This is a genomic window from Rothia sp. SD9660Na (assembly GCF_030064065.1).
Classification (GTDB): Bacteria; Actinomycetota; Actinomycetes; order Actinomycetales; family Micrococcaceae; genus Rothia.
Window position 1 is genome coordinate 1528918 of the sequence record NZ_CP125946.1, and the last position, 24113, is coordinate 1553030.

Annotated in this window: 19 protein-coding genes and 1 pseudogene; 14 read left to right on the top strand and 6 right to left on the bottom strand. The window is 59.7% G+C overall.

The features are described from left to right. Positions 1-143: 143 nt before the first annotated feature. From lpdA to QM007_RS07335, 3 genes are all read left to right on the top strand, one after another. Positions 144-1538: a dihydrolipoyl dehydrogenase gene (lpdA, locus tag QM007_RS07325; RefSeq protein WP_237185408.1), complete on the top strand. Its 1395-nt coding sequence runs from the start codon at positions 144-146 to the stop codon at positions 1536-1538. Positions 1539-1637: 99 nt separating this feature from the next. After that, complete coding sequence (gene sucB / locus QM007_RS07330) at positions 1638-3332, top strand: 2-oxoglutarate dehydrogenase, E2 component, dihydrolipoamide succinyltransferase (protein ID WP_283489357.1); 1695 nt, start codon at positions 1638-1640, stop codon at positions 3330-3332. Between the two features lie 159 nt (positions 3333-3491). Further along, the gene (locus QM007_RS07335) at positions 3492-3875 is read left to right on the top strand and encodes a hypothetical protein (RefSeq protein ID WP_283489358.1); all 384 of its coding nucleotides are present in this window, start codon (positions 3492-3494) and stop codon (positions 3873-3875) included. Between the two features lie 91 nt (positions 3876-3966). Here QM007_RS07335 and QM007_RS07340 read toward each other — a convergent pair whose 3' ends face one another. After that, entirely contained in the window at positions 3967-5622 is a 1656-nt protein-coding gene (locus QM007_RS07340) for a protein kinase (protein WP_283489359.1), read from the bottom strand. Between the two features lie 189 nt (positions 5623-5811). Here QM007_RS07340 and lipB point away from each other — a divergent pair. The 3 genes and pseudogenes from lipB to QM007_RS07355 form a co-directional block, all read left to right on the top strand. Next, a pseudogene (lipB, locus tag QM007_RS07345) lies at positions 5812-6495 on the top strand (lipoyl(octanoyl) transferase LipB); the annotation flags it as partial. 68 nt (positions 6496-6563) lie between these two features. After that, positions 6564-7571 carry a lipoyl synthase gene (gene lipA / locus QM007_RS07350; RefSeq protein WP_283489360.1) on the top strand — a complete coding sequence of 336 codons (1008 nt, stop codon included), beginning with the start codon at positions 6564-6566 and terminating at the stop codon, positions 7569-7571. Between the two features lie 124 nt (positions 7572-7695). Beyond that, on the top strand, positions 7696-8445 hold the full coding sequence (locus tag QM007_RS07355) for a DUF4191 domain-containing protein (protein WP_283489361.1): 750 nt from the start codon (positions 7696-7698) through the stop codon (positions 8443-8445). Between the two features lie 67 nt (positions 8446-8512). Here QM007_RS07355 and QM007_RS07360 read toward each other — a convergent pair whose 3' ends face one another. Further along, the gene (locus tag QM007_RS07360) at positions 8513-9214 is read right to left on the bottom strand and encodes a hypothetical protein (protein WP_283489362.1); all 702 of its coding nucleotides are present in this window, start codon (positions 9212-9214) and stop codon (positions 8513-8515) included. Positions 9215-9226: 12 nt separating this feature from the next. After that, positions 9227-9688, bottom strand: coding sequence for an RDD family protein (locus tag QM007_RS07365; RefSeq protein WP_283489363.1), 462 nt, complete (start codon positions 9686-9688; stop codon positions 9227-9229). A 283-nt stretch (positions 9689-9971) separates the two neighbouring features. Between QM007_RS07365 and glnA (QM007_RS07370) the strand changes: the two genes are divergently transcribed. Next, entirely contained in the window at positions 9972-11396 is a 1425-nt protein-coding gene (glnA, locus tag QM007_RS07370) for a type I glutamate--ammonia ligase (protein WP_283489364.1), read from the top strand. 113 nt (positions 11397-11509) lie between these two features. Next, positions 11510-12262: an acetolactate decarboxylase gene (gene budA / locus QM007_RS07375; RefSeq protein WP_283489365.1), complete on the top strand. Its 753-nt coding sequence runs from the start codon at positions 11510-11512 to the stop codon at positions 12260-12262. 151 nt (positions 12263-12413) lie between these two features. On the opposite strand, the gene QM007_RS07380 is transcribed toward budA, so the two are convergent. Further along, the gene (locus QM007_RS07380; RefSeq protein WP_283489366.1) at positions 12414-15584 is read right to left on the bottom strand and encodes a bifunctional [glutamine synthetase] adenylyltransferase/[glutamine synthetase]-adenylyl-L-tyrosine phosphorylase; all 3171 of its coding nucleotides are present in this window, start codon (positions 15582-15584) and stop codon (positions 12414-12416) included. A 69-nt stretch (positions 15585-15653) separates the two neighbouring features. Beyond that, positions 15654-16997, bottom strand: a complete 1344-nt coding sequence (gene glnA / locus QM007_RS07385) for a type I glutamate--ammonia ligase (protein ID WP_283489367.1) — start codon at positions 16995-16997, stop codon at positions 15654-15656. A gap of 218 nt (positions 16998-17215) precedes the next feature. On the opposite strand from glnA (QM007_RS07385), the gene panB reads away from it, so the two are divergent. Then, positions 17216-18100: a 3-methyl-2-oxobutanoate hydroxymethyltransferase gene (gene panB, locus QM007_RS07390; RefSeq protein ID WP_283489368.1), complete on the top strand. Its 885-nt coding sequence runs from the start codon at positions 17216-17218 to the stop codon at positions 18098-18100. Positions 18101-18269: 169 nt separating this feature from the next. On the opposite strand, the gene QM007_RS07395 is transcribed toward panB, so the two are convergent. Then, on the bottom strand, positions 18270-18470 hold the full coding sequence (locus tag QM007_RS07395; RefSeq protein ID WP_135011355.1) for an SPOR domain-containing protein: 201 nt from the start codon (positions 18468-18470) through the stop codon (positions 18270-18272). A 124-nt stretch (positions 18471-18594) separates the two neighbouring features. Between QM007_RS07395 and map the strand changes: the two genes are divergently transcribed. The 5 genes from map to QM007_RS07420 all read left to right on the top strand — a co-directional run bounded on the left by map (position 18595) and on the right by QM007_RS07420 (position 24113). Then, on the top strand, positions 18595-19500 hold the full coding sequence (map, locus tag QM007_RS07400; protein ID WP_283489369.1) for a type I methionyl aminopeptidase: 906 nt from the start codon (positions 18595-18597) through the stop codon (positions 19498-19500). Positions 19501-19526: 26 nt separating this feature from the next. Next, positions 19527-20372, top strand: coding sequence for a polyphosphate--glucose phosphotransferase (gene ppgK / locus QM007_RS07405; protein ID WP_283489370.1), 846 nt, complete (start codon positions 19527-19529; stop codon positions 20370-20372). A gap of 206 nt (positions 20373-20578) precedes the next feature. Next, a complete protein-coding gene (locus tag QM007_RS07410) occupies positions 20579-21796 on the top strand; it encodes a glycosyltransferase family protein (protein WP_283489371.1) in 1218 nt (405 codons plus the stop codon). Then, a complete protein-coding gene (locus QM007_RS07415) occupies positions 21784-23007 on the top strand; it encodes a glycosyltransferase family 4 protein (RefSeq protein ID WP_283489372.1) in 1224 nt (407 codons plus the stop codon). The genes QM007_RS07410 and QM007_RS07415 overlap by 13 nt, the downstream gene beginning before the upstream one ends. A 2-nt stretch (positions 23008-23009) precedes the next feature. Beyond that, entirely contained in the window at positions 23010-24113 is a 1104-nt protein-coding gene (locus tag QM007_RS07420) for a glycosyltransferase family 4 protein (protein ID WP_283489373.1), read from the top strand.

The window sequence follows — 24113 nt, forward strand, 5'->3', positions numbered from 1 at the left end:
CCGTTGCCCGTGTTCTAGCAGGTAACGGGGTGTAATCATGCCCACCCGAGCAATAAAACACCTGCCAATAGTGGCAGGCGGACGCGTTCAAGGGATAAGCTAGAAAACGACAGTACATAAGGGGGCTTAGGCCTCCGCGACCCATGCAAGGGAGCGTCAACGTGGCCGATTCGGCAACAACAGAATTCGATATCCTCATCCTCGGTGGCGGTAGCGCCGGTTACTCCGCAGCTCTGCGCGCGGTACAGCTGGGCTTCACCGTAGGTCTGATCGAAAAGAGCAACCTGGGCGGCACCTGCCTGCACACCGGTTGCATCCCCACCAAGGCTTACCTGCACGCTGCAGAACTCGCTTCCGAGGCTCAGCACGCTTCAAAGTACGGTGTAAACACCACCCTCGAGTCCATCGACATGGCTAAGGTTCGTGACTACAAGGACGGCATCGTCGCCGGCAAGTTCAAGGGCCTGACCGGTCTTCTCAAGATGAAGAAGGTCACCGTCATCGAGGGTGAAGGCAAGCTCACCGGCAAGGACACCATCACCGTCGCTGGCACCGAATACAAGGGCAAGCACATCATCCTGGCATCCGGTTCTGTCTCCAAGACCTTCGGCATCGAGATTCGTGACCGCGTGCTTACCTCAACCGAAGCCCTGCAGATGGACTACCTGCCCAAGAGCGCTATCGTTCTGGGCGGCGGCGTCATCGGCTCCGAGTTCGCCTCCATGTGGAACTCCATGGGTGTAGAGGTCACCATCATCGAGGGCCTGCCTCACCTGGTCCCCAACGAAGACCCCTCCATCATCAAGGTCGTTGAGCGCGAATTCAAGAAGCGCGGCATTAAGTCCTCCCTGGGCAAGTTCTTCAAGACCGTTGAACAGGACGCCAACGGCGCCAAGGTCACCCTGGAAGATGGCACCGTCTTCGAGGCAGACATCGTTCTCGTTGCTGTCGGCCGTGGCCCCAACACCGAGGGCTTTGGCTACGACGAGCAGGGCCTGACCATGGACCGCGGCTTCGTTATTACCAACGAGCGCCTGCACACCGGCGTTGGCAACATCTACGCTATCGGCGACATCGTCCCCGGCGTCCAGCTGGCCCACCGCGGTTACCAGCAGGGCCGCTTCGTTGCCGAAGAAATCGCAGGTCTCAACCCCCAGGTTGTTGAAGACATCAACATCCCCAAGGTCACTTTCTGTGAGCCTGAGATCGCCTCCATCGGCTACTCCCAGCCCAAGGCTGAAGAGAAGTTCGGCAAGGAAAACGTTGAGGTTGCAGAGTACAACCTGGCTGGCAACGGCAAGTCCTCTATCCTGGGCACCGGCGGTCTGGTCAAGGTCGTCCGCGAGAAGAACGGCCCCATCATCGGCGTTCACGCTGTTGGTAAGCGCATGGGCGAGCAGATTGGTGAGGCCCAGATGTGGGTTGTTTGGGAAGCCTTCCCCGAGGACGTCGCCCAGTTCATCCACGCCCACCCCACCCAGAATGAATCCCTGGGCGAGGCTGCAATGGCTCTGGCAGGTGCACCCCTGCACGGCTAAGATAGGCCCCCTGTGGTAGGCGCTGGCCCTGACCCTGGTTATAGGATCAGCGCCTACCCCTACAAATTTTTATCACTCACAAGGAGAGCACGAAGGACTATGTCCACCACCGTAGAACTGCCCGCACTGGGCGAATCCGTAACCGAGGGTACCGTTACCCGCTGGCTCGTTGAGGTTGGCGAAACCGTTGAGGTTGACCAGCCCATCGTTGAGGTTTCCACCGACAAGGTCGACACCGAGGTTCCCTCACCCGTAGCCGGTGTTGTTGAGAAGATTCTCGTTGAAGAGGACGAGGACGTCGAGGTCGGCGCTCCCCTCATCGTTATTGGCGACGGCTCCGGCGCTGGCTCATCTGACGATGCCCCCGCTGCAGAAGCCCCCAAGGCTGAGGAGAAGGAAGAAGCACCCGCGGCTGAGGAAAAGAAGGAAGAGGCACCCGCTGCCGCCCCCGCGTCCTCAGGCTCAGCTTCTGGCACCGAGGTTACCCTGCCTGCTCTGGGCGAGTCCGTCACCGAAGGCACCATCACCCGCTGGCTCAAGGAAGTTGGCGAAGAGGTTGCCGTTGACGAGCCCCTCGTAGAGGTTTCCACCGACAAGGTCGACACCGAGGTTCCCTCACCCGTAGCAGGTACCCTGCTCGAAATCCGCATCCAGGAAGATGAGGACGCCGAGGTCGGCCAGGTTCTGGCTATCATCGGTGACGCTTCAGCCGCTTCTGCTCCCGCGGAAGAGAAGAAGGAAGAAGCACCTGCCGCTGAGGAAAAGAAGGAAGAAGCACCCGCTGTTTCCTCAACCGACGAAGCTACCGAGGCTCCCGCTGTTGAACTGCCCTCCGGCGAAAACGGCGAAGCCTACGTCACTCCCCTGGTCCGTAAGCTGGCCAAGCAGGAAGGCATCGACCTGTCCACCATCAAGGGCACCGGTGTTGGCGGCCGCATCCGCAAGCAGGACGTCCTGGCTGCTGCTGAAGCTAAGAAGGGCGCTGCTCCCGTAGCATCAGCCCCCGCTGCTGAAACTCCCGCAACCGCAGCTCCTTCCAAGAAGGAAGCCCCCAAGGCTGCTGCGTCCTCAAAGCGCGGCACCACCGAAAAGGCTCCCCGCATCCGCCAGACCGTTGCTAAGCGCATGGTTGAGTCACTGGCTGTTTCAGCTCAGCTGACCACCGTCCAGGAAATCGACCTGACCCGTCTGGTTGCCCTGCGCAACAAGGCTAAGGCCGGCTTCGAGGCTCGCGAGGGCACCAAGCTCACCTTCCTGCCCTTCTTCACCAAGGCAGTCACCGAAGCTCTGCAGCAGTTCCCCCAGTTCAACTCCTCCATGAGCGATGACTTCAAGGAAATCACCTACCACGGTTCCGAGAACATCGGCCTGGCAGTTGATACCCCCAAGGGTCTGCTCGTTCCCGTTGTCAAGGACGCCGGCGACCTCAACATCGCAGGTATCGCCAAGAAGATCAACGACGTTGCCAAGCGCGCCCGCGACGGCCAGGTCGGCCCCGAGGAGCTGTCAGGTTCAACCTTCACCATTTCCTCCACCGGCCAGACCGGCGGTGTCTTCTTCACCCCGATCATCAACCAGCCCAACGTAGCGATCCTGGGCATCGGCTCCACCAACAAGCGTCCTGCTGTTATCCAGGATGCCGAGGGTAACGATGTTATCGCTATCCGCTCGCTGGCCTACTTCTCACTGACCTACGACCACCGCGTTGTAGACGGTGCGGACGCTGGCCGCTTCCTGGCCTTCCTCAAGCAGCGCCTTGAAGAAGCAGCTTTCGAAGCTGAGGTTGGTCTCTAAACCACAGGTCTTAGTTCTTTGAACTAGGCTCCCAGGTGCCCCGCTAGCAGCAGTTAGCGGGGCACTTTTCTATCTACTAGGGGCTCGCGTGGTCACCCCCACACCGGTTTTAGTGGCGAACTGTCGCTAAATAAGCAGGTATTACGTAGACTTGTCATTATGGCTATCGCATTTTCAATTCTTCTTTTCTTGCACATCGTTGGTGCCGCAATGGTTTTCGGCCTGTGGCTAGGTACCTTTAAGCAGGGCATCGTTCTGCCCGGTCAGTTCCACGCGGCCCTGCTGCAGGTTGTTACCGGTTTTGCTCTCTATTTCATACAAATGGCTGAGGGTATGCAGCTTAACCACATGATGATTGGCATCAAGATGGTGATTGCCCTGGTTATCGCTGTAGCGGCCTTTATGGGTCAGAAGAAGTACAAGGCTGCCCGTGCCCTGGGCACCCCTGAAAACGGCAAGAACATTGCCCTGGCCCATACTGTTGGTGGCCTGGCTCTGATCAATATCGCTATCGCTGTTTTTATGCAGTACCCCCAGATCTAATAAGGCAAGAACACCCAGGTTCTTGATAGCAGGGGCGGTGTACCGATTTGGTGTACCGCCCCTGGTCTATACAGCGGCAGGGCTGTAGGTGCTAGAGGGCGGACGGGTCTAGGGGCAGGGGCCGCGCCTCAGTTAGCAGGTAGGTTCCGCCCTCGACTTGGAGAATCAGCTCCACGCTTTGCAGCACTCTACCATCCTGCCGGCTTATACCCTGCGCTGCCAGTTCCTGGTCACTACCTGTTGGACTGTAGCCGGTCGCTTGCACCGTGGCCAGGAGTCTGTAGCCGTTCTCGGCTGCCGTAATCTCGCTGATATCAACCAGCTCTGTGCTCATATCGGCTAGAGCGGCTGCATTTTCATCTGCCAGTAGCTGGCTGTCAGCTTCAGCCAGGGATGAGCCTAAAACCGCGTAATCACCCATGCCTGCAGTTTCCCCAGAGGCAAGTACCCGGCTCCGGGTGGCTACGAGCTCTGCTGCGAGAAGAGCTATATCGTCATCGCTGGGTTCTAGGGCTACTGCCTGCTCTTGCTCGACCTCTACCTGCGACTTCTCGCTAGCGCGCTGCTGATCTGCTCCTGGCGGTGTAAGAGTGGGAAGAGAGCCCGATACCTCAACCGCTACCGGGGCAGCTGAATCGTGCTGGAGCTCTGGTACGAGCGTCCGGTACCCGACCCCGGCTATGGCGAAAAAGCCTATCAGAATAGCACCGCTCAGGGCCCAGCGTTCCCGCAGATACTGCCCTATCGGTAGTCGTGCGGGGCCTTTGTCTTTCCTCCTAATACGGGACAGCCCACCTTGAGGCTCCTTACTCCCCCGCGATATATCGGTTAGTCGCCCGTAGGTCTGGCGGCGTTGTTTCACCGCCCGGCGGGGTTCTGCTGGCGCAGGCTGCCTGTAGGCAGGAAGACGGGAACGCACGCTCTGGTGGGCGCTGAGATGGAGTTCGAGGGGCTCGGGGTCTGCCGCCAGTTCAATAAGTGCTAGCAGGTCAGCAAGCTGAGGCTGCTGGGCACGAGAGTCGATAGCGTCCTCAAGGGTCTGGGCTAGGGCGTCGCTGGCCTGGGGTACAGCCAGGTTCAGGGGAGCCCTCAAACGCATGGCCTTAGGTTCTTCCCCGGTGAGGCAGAGCCAGAGCAGAACAGCGCAGGCTGCGATGTCATCTGCCTGCCGGCTTTTCTGTACCGCGGATGCCAGTGGGCGGGTATCGATATCGGGGGCAAGGAGCTTCAACTCGCCCCTTACGGTAATGACGCAGTGGCGGGCCGCTAGCGCAGAATAGGCGAAGCCCTGTTCGTGCAGATACCTCAGCGCCTGGGTGAGAGCCCTGGCAACGGTGGTTACCTGCCCTAGGGGCAGTTTTCCCTTGGCTCGGCAATAGTCAGCAAGGGTGCCAGCCTCGGCTGGTTCATACCAGATATGGTAGGAGTCCTGCGAAGAGGTCACAGCATCGACCCTCAGCACTGCAGGGTGAGAGGTGAGGGAACACAGCCTTTCTGCGGATTTTGCACTAGCTTCTGCGTCGCCGGTGATCTGAGTCAGGGTATAGGGGCCCGCCTGCAGCTCGAGGTGGGCGGCACTTTGGTAGCCGCAGTCCACGATCCAGGTGCTGTGGTGGGCTCCGCTTTCAAGGCGGTAGCGCGGCGTTACGTCGGGTAGGTTACCGGGTACCGGCAGGGCCTGGTCGTTTTCTGGTTCAGGCGGTGCGGACGCCCGGGGCAGCTGGGGTAGGTCTGTGTGGGTACTCATGCTTTAGCTATACATCACCTGGCAGAGCCACCGCAGGGAGTATCCACAAGGTCAGCATTTACACTAGCCAACCGTATGAAGGTACCCTGTGGATAAAAACGTCATCTAGCGTCACACCACCACACAGCGGGTTCAGACGACCAGAGTCTCCCTGAATATTTTCGCCCCGCCACCAAAAGGGCTACCCTAGAAGGTATGGCACTTTTGTTTGAACGGGTCGGGCTTGCCCCCGACTATGTGGAATACACCTCTGCGCTGGACTACCAGCGCACCGTCCACGAAGAAGTCGCCACCGGCGTCCGGCAAAATACCGTCTTACTGCTAGAGCACGAAGAAGTCATTACCGCCGGTAAGCGCACCGAAGACCACGAATACCCGGCCGATCACCGCGTGCCCGTCATCAAAATTGACCGTGGCGGTAAGCTCACCTGGCACGGCCCCGGCCAGCTGGTTGGCTACCCTATCGTGCAGCTGCCCGAGCCCATCGACGTCGTCCGCTACGTGCGGGTACTCGAAGAGGTGCTCATCAACGTCCTGACCGACCTTGGCATCACCTGCCAGCGGGTCGAGGGGCGTTCAGGCGTCTGGGTGCTAGGCGATGGCGCCCTGGTGCAAGACAAAAAAATTGCAGCTATCGGCATCCGCGTTGCAAAGAACACCACCATGCACGGCTTCTCCATCAACTGCAACAACCCCACAGACCCCTTCGGTGCCTTTATCCCCTGCGGTATCACCGATGCGGGCGTCACCACCATCAGCGAACAACTAGGCCGGAATATAACCCCCGCCGACATTGTTGACCGGGTAGAAGAAGAGCTAGCTCGCTATGCCGACCAGCTCTCCGCCGACTTCACACCGACCACCAGCGCATAACCCGCTCCCCGGCAGAAGCCGCCAGCACACCCCCCCACAGGTTTACCACCAAAGGAGAACCCCACCTCATGAGCGCCCAGCCAGAAGGCCGCAAGCTACTTCGCGTTGAAGCCCGTAACGCAGAGGTTCCCATCGAGAAGAAGCCCTCATGGATCAAGACCAAGGCCAAGGTTGGCCCTGAATACAAGGAAATGGTTGACCTTGCCCGCGGCTCCGGTCTGCACACCGTCTGTGAAGAAGCCGGCTGCCCCAATATCTACGAGTGTTGGGAAGACCGCGAGGCAACCTACCTCATCGGCGGTTCCGAATGCACCCGCCGCTGCGACTTCTGTATGATTGACACCGGTAAGCCCGTTGCCATCGACCGCACCGAGCCCCTCAAGGTGGCCCTCAACGTCAAGAAAATGGGCCTGCGCTACGCCACCGTCACCGGTGTTGCCCGCGATGACCTTGAGGACGGCGGCGCCTGGCTTTATGCCGAAACCATCCGTCAGATTCACCGCGTTTCTCCTAATACCGGTGTTGAAATTCTGATCCCTGACTTTAAGGGCAAGGAAGAGGACGTTCAGCAGGTCATCGACGCAGCCCCCGAGGTCTTCGCTCACAACCTTGAAACCGTTCCGCGTATCTTCCGTCAGATTCGCCCCGCCTTCCGCTACGAGCGCTCCCTGGACGTCATTACCCAGGGCAAGGAGGCCGGTCTGATTACCAAGTCCAACCTGATTCTGGGCATGGGTGAAACCAATGACGAGGTGTACGAGGCCCTCTGCGACCTGCACGATGCCGGTTGTGACCTGATTACCCTCACTCAGTACCTGCGCCCCGGCCCCCTCTTCCACCCCATCGAGCGCTGGGTCAAGCCCGCTGAGTTCGTTGAGCTCTCCAAGATGGCTGAAGAAATTGGCTTTGCCGGCGTCATGGCTGGCCCCATGGTTCGTTCGTCCTACCGGGCAGGTAAGCTCTGGGCCCGTGCCATGAAGAAGCAGGGCCGCGAAATCCCCGAGCACCTATCGCACATCGATGACTCAGGCTTTGCGATGCAGGAGGCCAGCTCCCTGGTCGCGGCGGGAGCCTAGGAACCTGTTCACCCCACGCTCCCAAGCGCTCACCGGTTTCATCGGTGGGCGCTTGCCGTATAGAATGGGTAAGTTAGGGCGCGTATCGCACTCGCCCGCCCAGAATCGACTCGAAGGAAACACAGTGGCTGAATCCCGTGGCAGCACCCGCGCACAGACCCGCGAAGAAAAGAAGAAGGCTCGCGAAGAGCGCCGCGCCAAGCGTGGCCCCGGCATGTTTGCTCAGATGAAGCAGGTCTATGCTATGACCCGCGAGCAGGACCCCAATATCCCCTGGATTATGGCCCTGGTCTTCTTCGGCACCGTCCTGGTCTTCCTGCTTATCGGTCTGCTGCTGAACAACTGGATCACTTTCCTCCTCATTGGTATTCCTCTGGGAATTCTTTTTGCCGTCATGGTGCTCTCACGCCGGGCAGAAAAAGCAGCCTTCGCCCAGTTGGAAGGTCAGCCCGGCCGCTCTGGTGCTGCCCTCTCAACCCTGCGCCGCGGCTGGATATTCGAGCAGCAGCCCGTAGCTGCCAATAAGTCTCAGGACGTCGTCTTCCGCGCTATCGGCCGCCCCGGCATCGTCCTGGTGACTGAAGGCCCCACCGGTCGCGTCAACGCCCTGGTCCAGAAGGAAAAGCTCAAGTACTCCAAGATTGTACCCACCGTCCCCGTGACCGTGATCAACACCGGCCATGCTGAGGGTCAGGTTGAGCTCAAGCAGCTCACCAAGACCATGAACAAGTTGCCCAAGAAGCTGACCCAGCAAGAAATGCACCAGGTCGCCAACCGCATTGATTCGCTCTCCAAGCACAACAACATGCTGAACGCTATTCCTAAGGGTATTGACCCCATGCGTATGCGCCCCGACCGCAAGGGCATGCGCTAAGCCTCAAACATTAGGGGGCCCGCTCAACCAACGTTGAGCGGACCCCCTTTTTATCTCTGCATAAGAATTACTCTACTGACTGCTTTTTAGATCCGCGCCACCAGTTCATGATGAAGACGTAGGCGATCAGAGCCAGGGTTATCTGCATCATGTAGCGGTCAATGGTTTCTAGAGTGGGTTGAATGCCCTCCCCGAAACGCAGACCCAGGTAGAGGTAAAAAAGTTTGTTAGCCACAGCCAGCAGGTAGATGTAAAGACCAATCATCCAGCCCTTGAGCTTACGAATACCGGCGATAGCCACCAGAATCGTTGCCGGAATCGGTGAGAAGGGAATAAAGCCAAGAAGCAGGCTCAGAAAAAGGTGTTTCTCAACGAAGCCCTCAAGTTTACGCCACCACAGGGGGGTGTGGTTGGCGAACATCCAGTTAATAAAATCCTGGCCCCAATGCTTACCCATCAGAAAGTAGACCGCCATGAACTTGATGTGGCTAGCGGCAGCTGCGGCGGTGAGAGCAGCCAGCATGAAGACCGCTCCCTGGTTCTGGGCTGCGGTAATGAGTAGACCCAGGCCTGAACCGGTCAGCAGTGACAGCAGCCAGGGAGCATTCACCAGCAGGTTGGGTCGCAAGGGAATCATCACCATCGAAAAGATGGTCATAAAGGCCAAAAGACTCAGGAGCACCTTATCGACGGGGCCCGGCTTTGTAAGAAAGGACGGCAGCGCCGGGTCGTTCTCTTTGGGCAGCTCTTCGGGGGTGGGGGTCGTCATATCGTCTTTCATCTATCGAATCATCACCAAGATAGTGTGGCGGGCCCGGTCATGTAGGCCACGCTGGTCGGCGTCCATAATCACCACTGGAAGTAGTAGCATGACCATCGACTGACGGATCAGGGCAGTCAGCCAACCGGCGGGTTTACCATCAAGGCGCTGCACCTGCATACCGAAAGCAAAATGCCCCACTGTATGCCCCATAAAGCCAACAGCAGCCACCATATAGAGCCAGAAAATAACCAGCTGGGCTACATCGAGTACAGCGATGTTCACCTGCGTAAAAACTGTCTGCCCTAGCACATAAAACATACCTTCAATGAGCAGCCAGTCAACCCAAAAAGCCAGCAGGCGGCGCATAGGGCGGGCAATCGCTCCCCGCCCTGATCGCGGCCTACCCATAGTCTGCCCGGGGTACTCCTGATCGTTTGGAGCTCCCTCAATCCAGGAACCTAAATCTCTTCTCGTAACCACCCAACTAACCTTACCGGCTCTTACCCCTTCACGCCCCAGAAAACTGGGTACAAGCGTCCTCCCATCTAAGAAACCGGCTTCAGGAGCGCCTACACTAGAGAGAGGAAGCTAGCCGCCCAAACCCACGTAACACCAAGGCAACCCAGCCAGCGGTACGTTACACACGCGAAACAAAAGCGATACTTTAGGGCAAAAAATACGCTCTAGGCTAGAAACAACAGCGAGGGAGCCCAGGCAAACGGGCGCCCATGGGTCGAAAACAACTCAAGGAGAACAAACGACCATGTTCACTACCGCACAGGAAGTCCTCGACTTCATCAAGAACGAAGACATCAAGTTCGTTGACATCCGCTTCTGCGACCTGCCCGGCGTACAGCAGCACTTCAATCTGCCTGCCAAGGCTATCGACGAAGACTTCTTCGTCAACGGTCAGATGTTTGACGGTTCCTCTATCCGCGGCTTCCAGGGCATCGCCGAATCAGACATGCAGCTGATTCCCGACGTCACCAGCTGCTACGTTGACCCCTTCCGCCTTGAGAAGACCCTGGTTGTTACCGGCTCCATCGTCAACCCCCGTACCGGCGAGTCCTACCACCGCGACCCCCGCGGCATAGCAGAACGCGCCGAAGAATACCTGAAGTCAACCGGCATCGCCGACACCGCCTTCTTCGCATCCGAAGCAGAATTCTTCGTCTTCGAAAACGTCCAGCACGAAGTTAGCCCCCAGTCAGTCTTCTTCAAGATCGACTCCGATGAGGCCCCCTGGAACTCCGGTCGCGCCGAAGAAGGCGGCAACCTGGGCAACAAGACCAACACCAAGGGCGGCTACTTCCCCGTCTCCCCCGTCGATAAGCAGGCCGATCTACGCGACGCCATGTGCGTAGCCCTCGACGAAGTAGGCCTCGAAGTAGAGCGCTCCCACCACGAAGTAGGCGCACCCGGCCAGGCTGAGATCAACTACAAGTTCTCCACCCTCACCCAGGCAGCAGACGACCTGCTCAAGTTCAAGTACGTCATCAAGAACACCGCTGACCAGTGGGGCAAGACCGTTACCTTCATGCCCAAGCCTGTCTTCGGCGACAACGGTTCAGGTATGCACTGCCACCAGTCACTCTGGCAAGACGGCGAGCCCCTCTTCTACGACGAGCGCGGCTACGCGGGTCTCTCAGACGTTGCCCGCTGGTACATCGGCGGTCTGATTGAGCACTCATCATCAGTTCTGGCTTTCACCAACCCCACTGTCAACTCCTACAAGCGCCTGGTCCCCGGCTACGAAGCCCCCATCAACATGGTCTACTCCCAGGGCAACCGCTCAGCCGGCATTCGCATTCCCATCACCGGCAGCAACCCCAAGGCTAAGCGTCTTGAGTTCCGCGCACCGGACCCCTCCTCCAATCCCTACCTGGCTTTCGCTGCCCAGCTGATGGCTGGTCTGGACGGTATCCGCAACCGCATCGAACCCCCCGCGCCCATCGATAAGGACCTCTACGAGCTGCCCGCCGAAGAAGCAGCAGACATCAAGAAGGCACCTGCCAACCTTGAAGAAGCCCTGGCAGCCCTCGAAGCTGACCACGACTTCCTGCTGGCCGGTGACGTCTTCACCGAAGACCTCATCTCAGCCTGGATCGACTACAAGCGCAGCAACGAGCTCGCTCCCCTGCTGTTGGTCCCCCACCCCCTCGAATACCAGATGTACTACGGAGTCTAAGCCCCGGTAAACTGACATTCACAAGCACAAAGCCGCGCTTAGGCGTCCGCCTCAGAAAAAGACGCCGCAGCGCGGCTTTTGCGCACACCCGCCGCTACCCCAAGGAGAAAACGATGAGCCCCCAAAGCACCATTCTTGAAGGTCGCTCCACCATCTACCGCAACGAGGTCTTCCAAACCGGTCTGATGAGCCAGCTTTTGGACGGCATCTACGACGGTGACATGACCATCGGCGAACTACTGGGTCACGGCAACTTTGGGGTGGGTACCTTTGACGGGCTCGACGGGGAAATGATTGTGCTTGATGGCACCTGCTACCAAATGCGCTACGACGGGTCCATCTCCCTGGCCTCGCTCGATCAGAAGACCCCCTTTGCGGTGATCACCAACTTCGTGCCCGCTATTAAGCGGGATCTACCCACTAACCTACTGCGTACCTCAACCAGTCAGGTACTCGATAACTTCACCCTGTCGGATAACTACATGTACGCCATCAAAATCGTGGGCGACTTCGAATGGGTGCGCACCCGCACGGTCAAAAAGCAGGAAAAGCCCTACCCCAAGATGGTTGACGCCGTTGAAGGTGAAGATATCGTACAGTTTGATGACGTTTCCGGCACCATCGTGGGCTTCCGCACCCCCATCTACGAGCAGGGTATCGGTGTTCCCGGCTGCCATGCCCACTTCATCGATGACGAGCGCACCCGCGGCGGGCACGTGGTCGATTTCAAGCTACGCAGCGCCCACGTGGAAATCTGCCCCGGCACCGGCCTGCGCCTGCATCTGCCCCTCAACGAGGCATTTTCAAACGCAGACCTCTCCCCCGAAGACCTGGCAGACCAGATTTCAAAGGCTGAGAAGCACTAGAACATAGCAGTCGTTCCGGGCTCGTGCTCGCTGCCGACCCTCTCGTCTGGTTCGCTAGCGCTCACGCGACGATTCACGCCAGCCCCGAGCCAGCAGCTTCGCTACGATCCCGGAACTCAAGTACGGCAAGTTCAAAGTGAGCAGCTAATCTTTACCCCGGGTAGAACAGCTTCTCGTAGACCGCCCGGGCCTGGCGGGTGATGCGCAGGTAGTCGTCCTCAAGCACGCGCGCAGAGTTCGGAGCGTAGCCGCACCAGCGGGCGATAGCTTCAAGGTCAGAACGCGTGGTGGTGAGGGTATCGGATGCCCTACCGGTACGGAGCACGTTCAGGCCGCGAATTTTTGAAGCCAGCTTCCAGGCATTGGTGAGTAGGGTGGCATCACGTTCATCGACCAGCCCTGCCTGCACAGCGGCGTCCAGGGCCTTGAGGGTGGAGGTGGTGCGCATACCCTCAACCCGGTGGGCGTGCTGGAGCTGGAGGAGCTGGACCAGCCACTCTACGTCCGTCAGCCCGCCGCGACCCAGCTTGAGCTGACGGGTCTTGTCTGCTCCTCGGGGCATGCGTTCGGTCTCCACACGGGCCTTCATGCGGCGAATCTCGGTGACTTTCTCCGCTGGGAAGGTTGCCGGGTAGCGGTAGGGGTCAACCAGCGCAACGAAGGCGGAGCCCACATACTCTGAGCCAGCAAAGGGGCGGGCACGTAGCAGGGCCTGGAATTCCCAGGTATCAGCCCAGCGCTCGTAGTACTCCCTAAAGGATTCGAGCGAGCGCACCATGGCCCCGGATTTTCCTTCGGGTCGCAGATCGGCATCAATTTCGAGTACCTTTTCGGCACGGATGGGCGGGGTTGTGGGCTGTTTGAGCAGGGTGACCATGCGGTTGATCAGGTCAGTGGCTTCTGCCTGGGCGGCCTTTTCGTCGGCTCCATCGCGCGGGATGTGCACGTACATGAGGTCGGAGTCGGAGCCGTAGCCAATTTCAGCTCCACCCTGGCGCCCCATGGCAATGACGGCAACATCGGTCAGCGGGGTGCGGCTATCTACGTACAGTTCCCGCTCTGCAATAGCTAGAGCCGACTGGATAGCGCCGCGATCAATATTGGAGAGCCCGTGGGCCACTTCGGCGTTGCTGTTGATGCCGAGCGCTTCGCCCATGGCAAGGCGGAGAATTTCACGGCGGCGCACCATGCGGACGGCGCGGATCGCTTCGGCGGAGTCGGTATGGCGGGTCAGCTGGGAGCGCAGCTCGCTGATAATAGCATCTGCTTCGCGGGGTTTGAGGTCTTCTTCCTTATCGAGCCAGGCGATGGGTTCAGGAATGTCTTCGAGCAGGTCGGTGATGAAGCGGGAGGAAGAGAGCAGGGTGCAGAGGCGTTCGGCGGCGGCCGGTGAGTCGCGGAGCATGCGCAGGTACCAGGGGGTGCCGCCCAGGGACTCGCTGACCCGGCGGAAGCCCAGTAGGCCAGCGTCCGGGTCCACGCCCTTGGCGAACCAGCCCAGCAGAACAGGCATGAGGGTCCGCTGAATCTCGGCAGAGCGACGCAGGCCCTTGGTCAGGGCCTCGATGTGGCCCATAGCCCGGCGTGGGTCCTTGTACCCCAGCGCTGCTAGGCGGTCTTGAGCGGCAGCCGGTGACAGGGCGACTTCGTCCTTGGAGAGGTGGGCGACGGCTGCCAGCAGGGGCCGGAAGAAGAGGCGCTCATGCAGGGATTTGACGGCCCTCTTGATGCCCGCCCACTGTTTGAGCATGTCAGCCTCGGTGAGCTGGGTGGGGGCCAGCGGCGAATTCATGGCGCGGGCCAGGGAGCGCCGGTCGTTTTCTTTGACCGGCATCAGGTGGGTGCGGCGCATGTAGAGCAGCTGGATGCGGTGCTCCATCACACGCAGGGTCGCGTAGTTATCTGCGAAGTCGTGGGCATCCTTGCGGCCGATGTAGCTAGCTTTGGCCAGGGCTGCGATAGAGTCGGTGGTACTTTGGGTTCGTACACTTTCGTCGGTGCGGCCGTGCACAAGCTGGAGTAGCTGCACGGTGAATTCTACGTCGCGTAAGCCGCCGGGGCCCAGTTTGATTTGGCGGTCGACCTCCGCTGAGGGAATGTTGTCGGTGACGCGCTGACGCATGGCCTGCACTGACTCTACGAAGGAATCGCGGGCGGCAGATTCCCAGATGAAAGGACGCATGGCTCGTGCCCAGCGGACGCCCAGTTCGGGGGTACCGGCGATGGGGCGGGCCTTGAGCAGTGCCTGGAACTCCCAGTTTTCAGCCCACCGCTTGTAGTAGGTGGTGTAGGACTCCACGGTGCGGACCAGGGCCCCGTCCTTACCTTCGGGGCGTAGGTTGGCGTCAACCTCCCAGAGGGCGGGTTCGGGGGCCGGAGCCATGATGGCCTTGGAGAGGGCCATGACCAGTTCGGTGCCGACCTGTGTCAGGGTGTTTTCATCAAGTGGAGTAAAGCCTTCGGGCAGGTTAGAGAGGGGGGCGTGGGCAACCGCGTACACCACATCCACGTCTGAGATGTAGTTTAGTTCTCGAGCTCCACACTTGCCCATGCCGATAATGGCAAGTTCTACAGCGGCTACGGTCTGTTCGCTGCGGTTCTGGGCTACTTCGGCGCGGGCGATGGCCAGGGCTCCTTCCAGGGCAGCAGCAGCTAAATCAGCCAGGAGGCGGCCAACGGTGGGCATGAACTGTACCGGTGCGAAGCTGGTGAGGTCGTGGATAGCCAGCTCTGTGAGGTGGCGCCGGTAGGCAACGCGCAGGGCAGTGTAGCCTTCCTTGCCGGTGAGGGTGGCTACCGGTGTGGACGCGGCCGGGTCAGCTCCCACGGCCGTCAGCAGGTCGGTGCGGTAGCCCGTATCGAGCGGGGCAATGGGGGTGAGGTTCTCGTCGTCTGTTTCGGGGAGCAGGGAGGCAGGATGGTCGACGGCTGAGGAAGCGGTGGGGTCGGTCTCAAGCAGGTCAGCGTGCTCGGGGTGGCGTACCAGGAACTCCCCCAGGGCCTCCGAGCCGCCGAGTAGGCGGTAGAGGGCTTCAGCGTCCGCCCCGCGAGCAGCCAGCTGCGCGACCCGGGGGGCCCGCTCAATCAGGCGGACCAGGGCAGGTAGAGCGATATCGGGTGAGGGGGCAAGACGTAGCCCCTCCAACAGTCGGGCCCGGTCTATACCTTCGAGCTCCCGGGCGTTGAACCAACGGGCGCTCTTAGCTGCATCGTAGAAACCTGCTGAAGCCATTTCGGCAATTAAACGGGCTTGTGCCTTGCGTTCTTCCTCGGCACGGCGGGCGGCTTCTTCGGGGGTGTCGTTCTGCGGGGCGTGAGTCACCGCTAGCTCCTTGGGGTTTAATCGCAGCAGGCGCAACACCTGTTACAGTGTTGCGCCTGCCCTGAGACGTTAGAGGATACCGAGGTTGTTCTTGAGCTCGTAGGGGGTCACTTCGGCACGGAAGGCGTTCCAGTCGCGGCGTTTGTTCCGCAGGAACTGTTCAAAGACCTGCTCCCCCAGGGTCTCTGCCATGAACTCTGATTCTTCGGTGCGGTGGATAGCGTCGTGAAGAGAGGACGGCAGGGCGTGGTAGCCCATGGCGCGGCGTTCGGCACTGGTCATGGCTGAGATGTCTTCGGTGACGGCGGCGCTGGGCAGCTCGTACTCGTTTTCGATGCCCTTGAGGCCAGCTGCCAGGATGACGGCGTAGGCCAGATAGGGGTTGGCGGCTGAGTCGATACCGCGGTATTCCATACGGGCTGACTGCATCTTGTTGGGCTTGTAGAGGGGAACCCGCACCAGGGCGGAGCGATTGTTGTGGCCCCAGGAAACGTAGGAGGGGGCTTCCCCGCCGCCCCACAGGCGCTTGTAGGAGTTCACGAACTGGTTGGTCACTGAGGTGAACTCGGGGGCGTGGCGCAGGACGCCAGCGATAAAGTGCTTAGCAGTACGGGAGAGTTGGTACTCGGCCCCGGCTTCGAAGAAGGCGTTGGTATCGCCCTCGAAGAGGGAGAAGTGGGTGTGCATGCCAGAACCAGCGTGCTCGGTGAAGGGCTTGGGCATGAAGGTGGCGTAGATGCCCTGGGAGAGGGCAACTTCCTTAATCACGGTGCGGAAACTCATGATGTTATCGGCAGTCTGCAGGGCGTCAGCGTGGCGCAGGTCTATTTCGTTCTGGCCGGGGCCGGTCTCGTGGTGGGAGAACTCCACCGAGATACCGATTTCTTCCAGGGTGGTCACTGCCTTGCGACGGAAGTCCTGAACCACGCCGCCGGGAGTGTGGTCGAAGTAGCTTTCGGAATCGACAGGTTCGGGGAAGCCGTTGGGGCCTAGTTCCTTGGACTTGAGCAGGTAGAACTCGATCTCGGGTGAGGTGTAGCAGGTAAAGCCCATTGAGCCTGCCTTCGACAGCACGTTCTTGAGCACACCGCGGGTATCTGAGGCACTTGGTTCACCATCGGGGGTAAGGATGTCGCAGAACATGCGGGAGGTCGGCTCTTCATCCCCGCGCCAGGGCAGCACCTGGAAGGTGGAGGGGTCAGGCTGCAGCAGCATATCTGACTCGTACACGCGGGACAGGCCCTCAATCGATGAACCGTCAAAACCGATACCCTCGTCAAAGGCACTCTCAACCTCAGCCGGTGCAATAGCAACAGACTTGAGCTGGCCCACCACATCGGTAAACCAGAGGCGAACGAAACGCACGTTGCGTTCTTCGATGGTGCGCAAAACGAATTCTTGCTGACGATCCATGTAACCTATCCGTTCATGTCTAAAGGTGGCGCCCGCACCCCGGTGGGCGGGCAGACGAATCCTTAAGCTCAACTCTAGAACGGAAGAGCCCCACCTGCCCAGCTGGCACGCCCCCAAAGGCGGTAAGAGTAACGAGTTTTAAACATTTCTTTCACCGAGTGAGATAAAGCGGGGGCTCGCCGGTTGCAGGGCAGCTATAGGGCACTAGAGTTAAGAACATGGTCAACGAAGAAACAGCACCTTACGGGTCCTCAGCCCCCACCCCCGCCAATACCACTCAGGAAGGTGAGGCAAGCGTCCTTTCCGTCAAAAAGGTGCGCACCGTGCACCTGCAGCAGGCCAAGGACGCCGGGGAAAAATTCGCTATGCTCACCAGCTATGACGCTCTCACCGCCACTATTTTTGACCGGGCCGGTATCGAACTGCTGCTGATCGGTGATTCTGCGGGGAACAACGTACTGGGTCACGAGTCTACCCTGACTATCACCGTTGATGAGATGCTTCCCCTGGTCAAAGCTGTTTCCACCGCTGCCCAGCGCGCTATGGTTGTAGCTGACCTGCCCTTTGGCTCCTACGAACAGTCTCCCGCCCAGGCTGTAGCAACCGCTGTACGCTTCATGAAAGAAGGCGGGGCCCACGCGGTCAAGATGGAAGCCACCGCCCACAACGCGGAGCATGTGCGCGCCATGGTTGCAGCGGGAATCCCTGTCATGGCTCATATCGGCTTCACACCCCAGTCCGAGCACGCCCTGGGCGGCTACCGGGTACAGGGCCGCGACGGCGGGCAGATGCTCAAAGAAACCGCGCTGGCCCTTGAAGAAGCCGGCGCCTTCTGCCTGCTCATGGAAATGACCCGCTCCGATGTTGCTGCCGAGATTGATGCTTCGGTGCGCATTCCCATCATCGGCATCGGGGCCGGGGCGGACGTCAGTGGGCAGGTACTGGTCTGGCAGGACGCCTTCGGGCTGCGGCAGGGCAAGATGGCCCGCTTCGTCAAACAGTACGCCAACCTCTACGACACCCTCTTTGAGGGAGCAAGCGCCTACCGGGCAGAGGTGCGCTCAGGCGCCTACCCGGCGGCGGAACACCGGTTCGATAGTTAAAAATTCTGCGTTGCCAAGAGCTAGAGGAGTCGCTAACCCGGGGCTCGCGTTCGCTGCCGCCCCTCTCACAGGTTCGCTAGCGCTCACACGTGATTCACGCCAGCCCCGAGCCAGCAGCTTCGCTGCGAGCCCGGGTCAGCTTTCTCAACGCTAGTGAAAAGTTCCTTCCTTACCAGGCGTCCTTGCCCTCGTCCCATTCTTCGTTGCGCTTCTTCGCCTTCTCCATGGCCTGCTCTGCTTCTTCGCGGGTAGCGAAGGGGCCCCAGAGCTCGGTGATTTTGGACTGCTGGCCCTCTTCGACCTGGCCGGTGCTCAGGTTGTACCAGTACTGGGTGTCGTGGGGGCCGGGGGTGTAGTCGTTCAGTGACACAGCGTCTCCTTCTCATTGTCAAAAGTGTTGCACACACCACTTTACGCCTGGTTAGGCAAAAGATACAGCTTTTGGCAACGCACCTAACCGGGCAGGTTGGCGACCAGCCGATAAGCTAGAAGATATGTCGACATCATCTAAAAGCCACAACCTCCCCGCGGAGCCGGGCAAAGCCCCCGTGGGCAACCTGACGCCCGGCGTCGTTGCCCCCATGCGCCCGGTACCGGCGCATATTATCCGCCCCGAATACGTAGGCAAGCCCGAAGCCAATGAAGGCCAAGGCTCAAACTTCTACACCCCCGAAGAAGTAGAAAAGGTGCGGGCCGCCGGCAAAATCGCCGCCGGAGCCATCGTAGAAGCCGAAAAAATTGCGGTTCCCGGCACCACCACCAATGACATCGACGTCCTGGTGCACGAATATATCTGCGACCACGGGGCCTACCCCTCCACCGTTGACTACCGGGGCTTCACCAAGAGCGTGTGCACCTCCCTCAACGAGGTTATCTGCCACGGCATACCCGACTCCACCGTCCTTGAAGACGGCGATATTCTCAACCTCGATGTGACCGCCTACCTGCACGATATGCACGGCGACACCAACCGCACCCTGCTCGTAGGGAACGTGGACGAAGAGTCCCGTCTGCTGGTTGAGCGCACCGAAGAGGCGCTCAACCGCGCCATGAAGGCGGTACGACCCGGCCGTGAAATCAACGTCATTGGCCGCGTCATCGAAAAGTACGCCGCCCGCTTCGGTTACGGCGTGGTGCGTGACTTTACCGGCCACGGTGTAGGCCGTGAATTCCACTCCGGCCTGATTATCCCCCACTACGATGCTGCCCCAGCCTACAACACCGTCATCGAAGAAGGCATGATTTTCACCATTGAACCCATGCTCACCCTGGGTACCATCGAGTGGGATATGTGGGAGGACGACTGGACCGTCGTCACCCGCGATCGCAAGCGTACCGCCCAGTTTGAACACACCATGGTTGTCACCGCCGACGGCGTTGACGTCCTTACCCTGCCCTAACCACCATCACTCTCTAAGGAGCGCTCATGACTGACGCAGTCACCCCCGACGTACCGGCACCCACCGCAGCTGACCTGGTTATCGGTATTGATATCGGAGGCACCGGCATGAAGGGCGGTATCGTCGATATCCGCACCGGCCAGCTGGTGGGTGAGCGTTTCCGCATCCCCACCCCCCAGCCTGCCACCCCAGAAGCCTGCGCTGCTGTAGTGCGGGAAATTGTTGATGAGTTACAGGGTCGGGAGCTAGCTCCCCTTCCTGATTCAGCCGTGGGCATTGACTTTCCCGCCATCGTGAAGAACGGCGTAACTCTGTCCGCTGCGAATGTCCATGAGTCCTGGATCGGTGCTGACCTTGAGGGCATCATGAGTGAGGCCCTGGGCGGCCGTATCGTCTACGCCCTGAACGACGCGGACGCTGCCGGCCTGGCTGAGGCTACCTACGGCCAGGGTAAGGATAAGGACGGCCTCATTGCCGTCATTACCCTGGGCACCGGTATCGGTTCAGCCCTCATTATTAACGGGCAGCTGATTCCCAACACCGAGCTGGGGCATCTTGAGATTGACGGCCACAATGCTGAGTCCCGTGCCTCAGCCCGTGCCCGTGAGATTCATGAGCTGTCCTGGAAGAAGTACGGTAAGCGCCTGCACCGCTACTTCTCCCATGTAGAGTTCCTCTTCTCCCCCGACCTGTTTATCATCGGCGGCGGCATCTCGAAGAACCCCGAGAAGTTCATGCCCTACTTTGAAGATGAGATTCGAACCCCCATGGTCATGGCTCAGCTGCGCAATAACGCCGGCATTGTGGGTGCAGCCCTGTGGGCTGCCGGTCACCTCAGCGAACACGAGCGCCGTGCCGCCGCCCAGGGCTAAATCCTGAGCCTTCAGTGAGCAGGACGCCGTCTGCTCACCTTCCTTGCCCGAGGGTGGAGAAGGTGGGTAGGCGGCGTCCTTGTGTCCCCTTTTGTGTTGGTGTGACGTTTTTTCATGTTCCCTTAATGAAAGCTCCGTAAAGTTTCTTAGACAACCATTCATCAACCGGGCTTTCGCGGGCCCGGCTTTCGTAAGAAACACAGTTCATGCACCACACTCACACCAACGAACCGGTACGCGTTGTGCTCTACAGCCATGATTCACAGGGGCTGGGGCATGTGCGCCGCAACCTAGCGATTGCCCACCATATTGCCCGGACTGTCCCTGAACTCACCGGCCGCCCAGTGGCAGGTTTGCTGGTCTCTGGGCTACCCCAGGCCAGTGTCTTTCCGCTTCCTACCGGGTTTGATTGGGTCTTTATTCCCAGTATTCGCAAGGCTCAGGGCGAGTATGCTTCTCGTTCTCTTGGCGCCCCTACCTCCCTGCTGGTCGAGCTGCGTTCCCAGCTGCTACATGCCTCGCTCCTGAGCTTTAACCCCGATGTGGTGATTATTGACCGGCATATTTTTGGGGTCATGCGTGAGTTGCAGCAGCCGCTGGCGGCACTACGCGAGCGCAACCCCTTCGCACACGTGGTGCTGGGCCTTCGTGAGGTGCTCGATACCCCACAGGTAGCCTATGCTGAGTGGTATAAGAACGGTGACCCTGCTGATCTTCGGTCAGTGATCGACTCCCTCTGGATTTATGGGGACCCCTCGGTGCACAATCCGGTTGAGGCAGGAGAGATACCGGAAGAACTCGCAGATAAGGCTAAATTCACCGGCTACCTGGCTCTTGGTAGGGGTGAGGCAGAGCCCACCCAGCCCCTTGAACATGCAAGGCCCTTTATCCTGACCACTGCCGGTGGAGGAGAGGACGGCGCCACCCTGCTCGAGACTCTCGTGCGGGCAAGGGTTCCCGAAGGGTTCGAGCATCTGGTGGTAACCGGCCCTCAGCTAGCTGCCGAGACCTTTAATCTTCTGGTGCAGTTAGCAGCTCCAGGCACCCGGGTTCTACATTCTCTGCCCGGGCTGAGCCACTATATCGAGCAGGCAGCTGCTGTGGTGTGCATGGGCGGGTATAACACCACCAATGAAGTGCTTGCTTCGAGCACCCCAGCACTGATCGTTCCTCGAGAAACCCCTCGCACTGAGCAGCTTATTAGGGCTCAGGCTATGCACTCTCACGGCGTGGTTGATTACTGCCGCACTCAAGATTTAACCGTCGCTACCGCCGAAGATTGGTTGAATCAGGCGGTTCACCGACGGGTAGATCGTACCCATATTGAACGAGATGGCCTGTGGCGTACCGCCACCCTTGTTGCAGAAATTGTGGTCGGTAGCCACCGCCCCACCCCACCTCAGGAGGACTCATGCCCCGCATAGGTTACGTACTCAAGGTCTACCCCAGGTTTTCTGAAACCTTCGTGGTCACCGAGATTTTGGCGCGTGAAGCTGCCGGTGAAGACCTCAGTATTTACGCCCTTCGCCCCACGACCGATACCCGTTTTCACCCCGAACTGGCCCGCGTCCAGGCACCTGTTACCTGGATTCCACGTGCTAGCCAGTCAGCTAGGTTCTGGGAGCAAATCGCCCATTCCCTTCCCACCGCAGCAATGCGCGAGCGCTTTGGCCGTATTCTCCCCCAGCTGCTAGAACTTTCTGCCTCAGATGTGCTACAGGGCGTGACACTGGCTCAGCGCATCCAGCAGGACGGCATTACCCACCTTCATGCCCATTTTGCGTCTTTAGCTGGGCGTATGGCCTGGGTTGCCCACCAGCTCACAGGTATTCCCTACACGGTCACCACCCACGCTAAAGATATTTTCCATGAGTCGGTTGATATGACCTGGCTTCGCCGGATCTGCGGCGATGCCCAACACACGATCGCCATTTCCCGCTACAACCAGCAGTACCTCAACCGGGTGCTTGAGGGTACCGGCGCTAACGTCGTGCTGCAGTACAACGCTCTGGAGCTCGACCGCTTCCCCTATGCTGCTCCCCCTCGCCCCCAGCCCGATCAGCCCCTGCAGGTGGTTGCAGTCGGCAGGCACGTTACAAAAAAGGGCTTTGCCGAGCTGCTGGATGCTCTCAAGCTCACCGTAGAGCGGGGGCTGGACGTCCGCCTCACCCTCGGTGGGTCAGGCGAGCTGACCCCGGCTCTCAAGCAGCAGGTAGCTGAGCTTGACCTGGGCGACAGGGTTACCTTCCCCGGGCCCCTGACCCAGCAGGAGGTACGCGAGCTTCTTGCCGATGCCCACGTCTTCGCTGCCCCCTGCATCCCGGCAGCCGACGGCAACATGGACGGCCTACCCACCGTCGTCCTTGAAGCCATGGCAAGCGGTGCCCCGGTGATTGCCACCAGCGTGACCGGTCTGCCCGAGGTCGTACACGACCGAGAAACCGGTCTGCTACTGGAACCCAAAGATATTACCGGCCTGGCTGATGCTCTTGAGGCGGTAGCAACCGGCCAGGTCGATACCCTGGCGCTGTCCCGTGCCGCCCGCGCACTCATCGAGCAGTCTTTCGATAGCCGCGCCCAGGCCCGGGCCCTGGCCGCTTTGAACCAGCCCTCTAATCACGAAGGAAAGAAATAATCATGCGTATTGCCTATGTTTGTGTAGACCCGGGCATTCCCGTTTTTGGTAGCAAGGGGGCTTCAGTCCATATTCAGGAAGTAGTGCGCGAGCTACTGAGCCGTGGCCACGAGGTCAAAATTTTTGCTACCCGCAGCGGCAAGCAGATTCCCGCGGATTTGGCTGGCGTGCCCCTTGAGCTCTACCGCATTGAGACTAAGGACGCCGGTGAGCGCGAAATTGCCCAGCAGCAGGTAGCAGCGCAAATGGTGGCAGACCTGCAGGAGTGGGGTGCCAACTTTGTCTACGAGCGCTATTCCCTCTTCTCCACGGTCCTAGCTGATAGCGGCCTGCCCGGTGTACTGGAGGTCAATGCTCCCCTGATCGAGGAGCAAAAGACCCACCGCGTGCTCGTCCATGAAGACCAGGCCCACGCTGCGCTAGCGAATCAGGTAAAAGCAGCCTCAGCTGTGATCGCCGTCTCGGATCAGGTGTGCTCCTGGGCAGAGCAGAAGGTGCCCGGAGCACAGGTAACTACTGTGCCCAACGGCGTAAGCATCAGCCGTATTACCCCTGCCCCCGAAAGCGACCGGGGCGTGATTGTCACCTTCGTGGGCACTCTCAAGCCCTGGCACGGCGTCTCAGACCTGATTGCGGCTGCTGCCCTGGCCAAGGAACCCTGGAGACTGCGCATCCTCGGTGACGGGCCCGAGCGTGAAGCTCTTGAAGCCCAGGCAGCCCAGCTTGGCTTAGAGGTAGATTTCGCCGGTGCCATTGCACCCGAAGAGATGCCCGCAGCCATTGCAGGCTCAGCGATCGGCGTTGCCCCCTACCCTGCCCCCTCAGACAATAGCGAGCACTATTTTTCACCGCTGAAAGTCTACGAGTATCTGGCTGCCGGTCTGCCCGTGGTTGCAACGGGCATCGGCCAAATCCCTGAAACCATTGAGGGGGCAGGCACTCTGGTTCCCGGCTCAGACCCGCAAGCTCTGGCCCGCGCTATCGATGAGCTGGCAGCCGATCATCAGCTCCGAACCAGCTACGGCAAACGGGCCCGCGAACTGGCTGTTCAGAAGCATTCCTGGGAGCAGGCCGTAACCCACATCATGGGCCTGGCGGGGTACTAG

What these genes read in the sequence shown, in the direction of transcription:
- QM007_RS07335 (WP_283489358.1), top strand. Translation starts at nt 3,492, where the DNA reads ATGGCTATCGCATTTTCAATTCTTCTTTTCTTGCACATCGTTGGTGCC.
- QM007_RS07415 (WP_283489372.1), top strand. Translation starts at nt 21,784, where the DNA reads ATGCCCCGCATAGGTTACGTACTCAAGGTCTACCCCAGGTTTTCTGAA.
- QM007_RS07410 (WP_283489371.1), top strand. Translation starts at nt 20,579, where the DNA reads ATGCACCACACTCACACCAACGAACCGGTACGCGTTGTGCTCTACAGC.
- lpdA (WP_237185408.1), top strand. Translation starts at nt 144, where the DNA reads ATGCAAGGGAGCGTCAACGTGGCCGATTCGGCAACAACAGAATTCGAT.
- sucB (WP_283489357.1), top strand. Translation starts at nt 1,638, where the DNA reads ATGTCCACCACCGTAGAACTGCCCGCACTGGGCGAATCCGTAACCGAG.
- map (WP_283489369.1), top strand. Translation starts at nt 18,595, where the DNA reads ATGTCGACATCATCTAAAAGCCACAACCTCCCCGCGGAGCCGGGCAAA.
- panB (WP_283489368.1), top strand. Translation starts at nt 17,216, where the DNA reads ATGGTCAACGAAGAAACAGCACCTTACGGGTCCTCAGCCCCCACCCCC.
- glnA (WP_283489367.1), bottom strand. Translation starts at nt 16,997, where the DNA reads ATGGATCGTCAGCAAGAATTCGTTTTGCGCACCATCGAAGAACGCAAC.
- budA (WP_283489365.1), top strand. Translation starts at nt 11,510, where the DNA reads ATGAGCCCCCAAAGCACCATTCTTGAAGGTCGCTCCACCATCTACCGC.
- QM007_RS07420 (WP_283489373.1), top strand. Translation starts at nt 23,010, where the DNA reads ATGCGTATTGCCTATGTTTGTGTAGACCCGGGCATTCCCGTTTTTGGT.
- lipA (WP_283489360.1), top strand. Translation starts at nt 6,564, where the DNA reads ATGAGCGCCCAGCCAGAAGGCCGCAAGCTACTTCGCGTTGAAGCCCGT.
- QM007_RS07340 (WP_283489359.1), bottom strand. Translation starts at nt 5,622, where the DNA reads ATGAGTACCCACACAGACCTACCCCAGCTGCCCCGGGCGTCCGCACCG.
- ppgK (WP_283489370.1), top strand. Translation starts at nt 19,527, where the DNA reads ATGACTGACGCAGTCACCCCCGACGTACCGGCACCCACCGCAGCTGAC.
- QM007_RS07360 (WP_283489362.1), bottom strand. Translation starts at nt 9,214, where the DNA reads ATGACGACCCCCACCCCCGAAGAGCTGCCCAAAGAGAACGACCCGGCG.
- glnA (WP_283489364.1), top strand. Translation starts at nt 9,972, where the DNA reads ATGTTCACTACCGCACAGGAAGTCCTCGACTTCATCAAGAACGAAGAC.